Source organism: Micropruina sp., assembly GCF_047606365.1.
In the GTDB taxonomy this organism is placed as follows: domain Bacteria; phylum Actinomycetota; class Actinomycetes; order Propionibacteriales; family Propionibacteriaceae; genus Micropruina.
In genome coordinates this window covers 1-6,625 of record NZ_JASGEN010000076.1, presented here as the reverse complement: position 1 = coordinate 6,625, position 6,625 = coordinate 1, and the positions used below count along the sequence as shown (strand labels likewise).

At 69.6% G+C, this 6,625-nt stretch carries 6 protein-coding genes; 2 read left to right on the top strand and 4 right to left on the bottom strand.

The features are described 5' to 3' along the window. The first annotated feature begins 212 nt into the window (after positions 1–212). The gene (lexA, locus tag QM624_RS08770; protein WP_415090872.1) at positions 213–968 is read left to right on the top strand and encodes a transcriptional repressor LexA; all 756 of its coding nucleotides are present in this window, start codon (positions 213–215) and stop codon (positions 966–968) included. 29 nt (positions 969–997) lie between these two features. On the opposite strand, the gene QM624_RS08765 is transcribed toward lexA, so the two are convergent. After that, positions 998–1,294, bottom strand: coding sequence for a helix-turn-helix transcriptional regulator (locus QM624_RS08765; RefSeq protein WP_415090870.1), 297 nt, complete (start codon positions 1,292–1,294; stop codon positions 998–1,000). A 69-nt stretch (positions 1,295–1,363) separates the two neighbouring features. On the opposite strand from QM624_RS08765, the gene map reads away from it, so the two are divergent. After that, positions 1,364–2,140 (top strand): type I methionyl aminopeptidase, encoded by a 777-nt coding sequence (gene map, locus QM624_RS08760; RefSeq protein WP_415090868.1) that lies wholly within the window; start codon positions 1,364–1,366, stop codon positions 2,138–2,140. Positions 2,141–2,245: 105 nt separating this feature from the next. Here the strand turns inward: map and QM624_RS08755 are convergent, their stop codons facing one another. From QM624_RS08755 to hflX, 3 genes are all read right to left on the bottom strand, one after another. Further along, entirely contained in the window at positions 2,246–2,923 is a 678-nt protein-coding gene (locus QM624_RS08755) for a hypothetical protein (RefSeq protein WP_415090866.1), read from the bottom strand. Between the two features lie 26 nt (positions 2,924–2,949). After that, positions 2,950–4,980 (bottom strand): ATP-dependent DNA helicase, encoded by a 2,031-nt coding sequence (locus QM624_RS08750; RefSeq protein WP_415090864.1) that lies wholly within the window; start codon positions 4,978–4,980, stop codon positions 2,950–2,952. Positions 4,981–5,083: 103 nt separating this feature from the next. Further along, positions 5,084–6,496, bottom strand: coding sequence for a GTPase HflX (hflX, locus tag QM624_RS08745; protein WP_415090862.1), 1,413 nt, complete (start codon positions 6,494–6,496; stop codon positions 5,084–5,086). Between the last annotated feature and the right edge of the window lie 129 nt (positions 6,497–6,625).

Genomic DNA, 6,625 nt, shown 5'->3' with positions numbered 1-6,625 from the left:
CGCGAGCACCTCTCGCGAGCCCCGCCCACGGGCGCCGCCAGCTCCGATCAGAGCCGCCCCCGGATATGGGGCACGAGTGCCGGCGACTTCGGCGACACGCTCGAACAAACGTATGAATGACGCGCGTCGTGGCCTACTCTGTGCCCATGGCTGGCAGGAATCCGTTCGACAAGACACCGCGGCGTGGCCGCCCACCCAAGCAACCACCGAAAATGAGCGTGGGGCGCCCCAGCAACGCTGAGGTGGCCCAGCAGCTCGAGATGGCCAAGATCACTCAGCTTCCCGACGGGCCTGCCGACGTCGAGGGCCTCACCCCTCGGCAGCGGCGCATCCTGGAATTGATTCACCTGGCGGTGAGCACCCGGGGCTACCCGCCGACGATCCGCGAGATCGGCGAGGCGGCCGGGCTGGCGTCGCCGTCCAGCGTGTCGCACCAGTTGCGCGCGCTCGAGGCGAAGGGCTACTTGCGTCGCGACCCGAACCGCCCCCGCGCGATGGAGGTGCGGCTGCCGGAGTCACTGTCGAAGACCGAACCGGCAGTTGAACCCGAGCATGATGTCGTCGACGTCACGGACATCGGCGAGGCCCTGCCCGAGGCGGTGAACGTGCCCGTGGTCGGCCGGATCGCGGCCGGCGGTCCGATCCTGGCCGAAGAGCGCGTGGAAGATGTGTTCCCGCTGCCCAAGCAGCTGGTCGGCGAGGGCACGCTGTTCCTGCTCGAGGTCAAGGGCGATTCGATGATCGAGGCCGCGATCTGCGACGGCGACTTCGTGGTGGTGCGGCAGCAGCCGTCCGCCAACAACGGCGACATCGTGGCGGCGTTGCTCGAAGACGAGGCGACGGTGAAGACCTTCAAGCGCACCGACGGGCAGGTGTGGCTGCTGCCGCACAATCCGGCCTACTCGCCCATCGACGGCAATCAGGCCTCGATCCTGGGCAAGGTGGTCGCGGTCCTGCGCCGGGTCTGAGCAGCCTCGACCAGCGGGTCGGCGCGTCCCTAAGAGGCGAGCCGCTGGCCGGATCGGCGAGTGGTCGCGTCCGACTCACTCTCGGCCGGTCCGACCTGGGCCCAGATCGCATCCAGCGAGAGGCCGAGGACATCGGCGATGGCGGCGATGGTCGGGAAGGACGGAGTTGCCACCCGTCCGGACTCGATCTTGCGGAGGGTCTCGGGCGAGACGGCGGCGTCCAGCGCGACCTCGAGCATGGAGCGATCTCCCCGCGCCTTGCGCAGCAGCGAACCCAAGCGGCGTCCGCGCTCGATCTCGGCGGGACTCAGCGGCAACCGAACCATGTCCGTGATTCTAATACCGGTATAACATGGCCGGGATAGTTATTGGACGCCAGCCAGAAGAGGCATTGCATGATCGAGATCTTGAGCCCGGCTCGGCTCACCCAGGCCAGAGCAACCGGAGCCATCGCGGCCAACACCCTGCAGGCTTTGAAGTCCCGCTGCACCGTCGGCACGAACCTGCTCGACATCGACCGGTGGGCCAAGGAGATGATCCTGGGCGCGGGTGCGCAGTCGTGCTACGTCGACTATGCACCGTCGTTCGGACGCGGACCGTTCGGCCACTACATCTGCACCGCCGTCAACGATGCGGTGCTGCACGGCCTGCCGCACGACCGGACGCTCGCCGACGGCGACCTGCTGACCCTCGATCTCGCCGTCGTCAAGGGCGGTGTCGCCGCGGACTCCGCGATCAGTTTCATCGTCGGGCAGGCGCGACCGGCCGAGAGCGTCGCGCTGATCGATGCCACCCAGCGTGCGCTCGATGCCGGGATCGCGGCGGCGGGCCCCGGTGCTCGGCTCGGCGATATCTCCCACGCCATCGGCAGTGTGCTCACCGAGGCCGGCTATCCGATCAACACCGACTTCGGCGGGCACGGCATCGGTTCGACGATGCACCAGGATCCGCATGTGTCGAACACCGGACGGCCCGGCCGCGGCTATCGGCTGCGGCCCGGCCTGCTGCTGGCGCTGGAACCCTGGGTGATGACGGACACGGCGGAACTGGTCACCGATGCCGACGGCTGGACGCTGCGCAGCGCGACCGGCTGCCGGACCGCACACAGCGAGCACACCATCGCGATCACCAAGACCGGCGCCGAGATCATGACCCTGCCGACGACGCCCTGAGAAGTACCTAATGAGGTTCGACAAGCTCAACCACCGTCGATCGAGCTTGTCGAGATCCTGGCGAGGGTTTCGACAAGCTCAACCACCGGTGATCGACGAGGGAACTCAGCTCGTGGCGGTCCGAACGACCACATAACCGCGCAGTCGGTCCAGGGACGGCTGGAAGCCGGTGACCGTCAGGGTGACCCGGCCGAGCTTGATCTTCGATCCGGCCTTGACCGGCAGCAGGACGCCCGCCTCCCCCGGTTTGGACAGGCCCGGCCAATGCCGGATCACCGCCGAGCGGGCGGTCAGCTCCACCACCGCCATCCGGTTCCCGGTGCCGATCCTCGCCGATGTCCCGGTGTCCTCCGGGCCCGCCGGAAGGTAGATCAGGCCCGCCTCGGAGGCTGGTGACTTGACCTTGGTCAGCACCGGGTCGAACCCGATCCTGGCCCGGCCGTAGGCGGATGCCAGCCGGCTCATCGCCCAGCATTCACCGCCGATGAATGCCCGGTCACCGTCGCGCAGGCTCACCGTCGACCCGAAACCCGACTCGTCGTTGCCATCGCGCCAGATGGAGACCTGATCGACGCCCTCCAGCCGGTTGACGTAACCGACGCGGGCCGAGCCGAGGGTGCCGACCGTCCCCTGCACGATGGTCAGGTACGGCTCGCGTCCGGTCGGCGACGTCGACGGTGACGGTGTCGGGTCGACAGGTCCCGCGCCACAACCGGCGGCGAGCAGCGCCACCGTGATTCCCGAGCCGAGGGAGAACAGGTCGCGGCGTCCGATCGAAGTCATGGACGTCATTGTCGGACGCACCCGGCTCAGCTCGCCGTCCGAGTGTCCTGAAGTCGCCGCAGTGCCCCGATCGCGGTCTCCCGGTCGGTGGTCATCCAGAAGTCCGGCATGGACGCCCGCAGGTAGCTGCCGTACCGGGCGGTGATCAGCCGCGGGTCGAGCACCGCCACCACACCCTTGTCGCTGAGTCGGCGGATCAGCCGTCCGGAGCCCTGGGCCAGCAGCAGGGCGGCATGGGTGGCTGCCACGGCCATGAACCCGTTGCCGCCGCGGTCGGCCACCGCGCGCTGCCGGGCCTGCATCAGCGGCTCGTCGGGACGCGGGAACGGAATCTTGTCGATGATCACCAGCTCGCAGGTGTCCCCGGGGACGTCGACGCCCTGCCACAGCGACAACGTGCCGAACAGGCTGGTCTGCGGGTTCGCCACGAAGGTGCGGGTGAGCTCACCGAGTTGGGCGTCGCCCTGACAGAGGATCTCCTGGTCGGGCAGCTCACGGCGGCAGTAGGTCGCGGCAGCCTCGGCGGCGCGCTGTGAGGCGAACAACCCCAGCGTGCGACCGCCGGCCGCCCAAACCAGTTCGGCCACCTCGGCGAGAGTGGCCGGAGCGATCCCTTCCCGGGTCGGGGGCGGCAGCGTTTTCGCCACATAGAGAATTCCTTGGCGCCGGTAGTCGAAGGGCGAACCGACATCGAGCCCTCGCCAGCGGGGCCGCTCCGGTTCGCCGTCGTCATCTCCGTCCTCGTCGCGGTCGCGGGAGTACGGCTCGGTGAGGCCGACCGAGGCGGCGACCGCATCGAAGTTGCCGCCGATCGACAGGGTGGCCGAAGTGAGCACCGCCGGCCGCTTGGCGAAGATGCCCTCACGCATCAGGCCGGCCACCGACAGCGGAGCCTGGTTCAGCTGCCTGCCGAACCGCTCCCGCTCGGACACCCAGATCACGTCGTGCGTGGCCAGCGCCGCCATCTGTTCGGCGATGTCGAAAACCTCCTTGGCCGCGGCGGCCGCCTGTTTGCGCTCGTTGTCGGAGTCGTCGCCGCCGGACATGCCCGAGACCACCCGGCGGGCCACATTGCGGACCAGTTGCAGGGTGTCGGCGAGCGGGCCTTCGGCGTCCTCGATGCGGGCCAGCGGCGCGTCGTCCAGGGCGGCCCGCAGCGCCTCGCCGGCGTCCAGGAACTCCAGGGCGACATCGTCGTCGAGCCAGGGCAGGCAGCGGCGTCCGACCCGTTCGATCAGTTGCGGGCTGAGTTCGTGCGAGGCTGCGCCGGTGACCCGGCTGACCAGTTCGTGCGCCTCGTCGACGATCACCGCGTCATGCTCGGGAAGGACGGTGCCGCCGTGCATCGCGTCGATCGCCAGCAGGGCGTGGTTGGTGACCACCAGCTGCGACGTCCGGGCCTGGTCGCGGGAGCGTTCGACGAAGCACTCCGAGCCGTAGGGGCAACGCTGGGCGCCGAGGCATTCCCGGACCGGGATCGACACCTGTGCCCAGGCCGGCCCGGTGTGGGTCGGGGCGTCGTCGCGGTCGGCTGCGCCCTTGGATTCGGCCTGCTGTTCCACCCATTCCCGCAGCGCCACCACTTCGGCGCCGACCTTGGAGTTCGCGTCGGTCGCCACCGCCGTCAGCGCTTCGGCCAGTTCGCTGCCGCCGAGCAGGCTCTCCTGTTCGGAGCCGAGGCTGTCGCGGACCCGGTACAGGCAGGCGTAGTTGGTGCGACCCTTCAGCACCGCGTGGCTGACCCGTTTGCCGGTGACCCGCTTGCAGGCCTCCAGGGCGGCGGGAATGTCCTTGTGGGCCAGCTGCGACTGCAGGGCGAGGGTCGCGGTGGCGATCACGATTCGCTCGCTCGGCGACTGGACGAGGCGGGCCAGGGCCGGCGCCAGATAGCCGAGCGACTTGCCCGTGCCGGTGCCGGCCTGGACGAGGAGGTGGTCTCCCCCGGCCAGCGTCTCGGCGACCGCGGACGCCATCTCGTGCTGGCCCGGACGCTGAGCGCCCGCGATGCCCTCGACCGCTGCGCCGAGGATCGCTTCGGTCAGGTCGGTCTCGGGCATTGGTTCAACTTACCGCCCGCGACCGACAGGCTCGGTGAACGACGGGCGGTCGGTGAAAAGGGTCTCGACAAGCTCGACCAGCAGGGGTCGAAACCGATCCGGGTCAGCGAGCGAAGGGGGCGAGTTCTCCCGCCAGTCCCCGGTTCACCCGGGCAGTGACCGCGGTGCCGTCGGCGGTGTGTTCCAGGGTCATGATCTCGCCGCTGGTGTGGATCTTGTCGATCAGGTCGCCGCGGGCGTAGGGCACCAGGGCGGTGACCTCGACCGCCGGACGCGGCAGCCGCTCCTCCACCCGCCGGGTGAGATCGTCGATCCCCTCACCGGTGCGGGCCGACACGAAGACGGCGTCCGGGTATCGGGTGCGCAGACCCGCCAGCGTGGTGGCGTCCGCTCGATCGATCTTGTTGATCACCAGCTGCTCGGCGATGTTCCCGGCGCCGATCTCAGCGAGCACGGTACGCACGGCCTTGATCTGGCCCTCCGGGTCGGGGTCGGAGCCGTCCACCACGTGCAGCAGCAGATCGGCCAGCACCGACTCCTCCAGGGTGGAGCGGAACGCCTCGACCAGGTCGTGCGGCAGATGCCGGACGAAGCCGACGGTGTCGGTCAGCGTGAAGACCCGGCCGTCGGTGCTCTCGGCCCGCCGGGTGGTGGGATCCAGGGTGGCGAACAGGGCGTTCTCGACCAGCACGCCGGCACCGGTGAGCCGGTTCAGCAGAGACGACTTGCCGGCGTTGGTGTAGCCGACGATGGCCACCGACGGGATCTCGTTGCGCTGCCGCTCCTGCCGCTTGGTGGCGCGCACCTCGTCCATCTCGCGCAGCCGCTTGCGGAGCACCGAGATCCGGGTCCGGATCCGGCGGCGATCGGTTTCGATCTTGGTCTCACCGGGGCCGCGGCCACCGATGCCGGCACCACCCGCGGCGCGTCCACCGGCCTGCCGGGACAGGTTGCCGCCCCAGCCGCGCAGCCGCTGCCGCAGGTACTGCAGCTGGGCCAGCTCGACCTGGGCCTTGCCCTCGGCGCTCTTGGCGTGCTGGGCGAAGATGTCCAGGATCAGGGCGGTGCGGTCGATGACCTTGACCCCGACCCGGTCCTCCAGGTTGCGCAGCTGGGCGGGCTCGAGTTCGCCGTCGCAGATCACCGTGTCGGCGCCAGTGGCGATCACCACCTCACGCAGTTCGTCCACCTTGCCGCGTCCGATGAAAGTCGCGGGGTCGGGATGGCTGCGGCGCTGGACGAGTGCCTCCAACACCTCCGAGCCGGCGGTTTCGGCGAGCAGTTTCAGTTCCGCCACCGAGTTCTCGGCGTCGGTGACGGTGCCGGTCGCCCAGACGCTGACCAGCACCACCCGTTCCAGCTGCAGATCGCGGTACTCGACCTCGGTGATGTCGGCCAGCTGGGTGGACATGCCGGCGACCCGGCGCAGCGACAGCCGCTCGGCCAGGTCGAGTTGATCACCGTCGAAGTCGCCGATCTCGGGATCGTCGGCGTCGTCGTAGCTCGGATGCGTCACAGGTTCACTGTGCCACGCGCGACGATGACCGCGGGACCGGTCAGCCGGGCACCGGCCGGATCGAGATCGACGAGCAGCGAGCCGCCGGGAGGATCGACCCGCCAGGTGCCGGACGCCTCGCCCGCGGCG

What these genes read in the sequence shown, in the direction of transcription:
- lexA (WP_415090872.1), top strand. Translation starts at nt 213, where the DNA reads ATGAGCGTGGGGCGCCCCAGCAACGCTGAGGTGGCCCAGCAGCTCGAG.
- QM624_RS08765 (WP_415090870.1), bottom strand. Translation starts at nt 1,294, where the DNA reads ATGGTTCGGTTGCCGCTGAGTCCCGCCGAGATCGAGCGCGGACGCCGC.
- map (WP_415090868.1), top strand. Translation starts at nt 1,364, where the DNA reads ATGATCGAGATCTTGAGCCCGGCTCGGCTCACCCAGGCCAGAGCAACC.
- QM624_RS08755 (WP_415090866.1), bottom strand. Translation starts at nt 2,923, where the DNA reads ATGACTTCGATCGGACGCCGCGACCTGTTCTCCCTCGGCTCGGGAATC.
- QM624_RS08750 (WP_415090864.1), bottom strand. Translation starts at nt 4,980, where the DNA reads ATGCCCGAGACCGACCTGACCGAAGCGATCCTCGGCGCAGCGGTCGAG.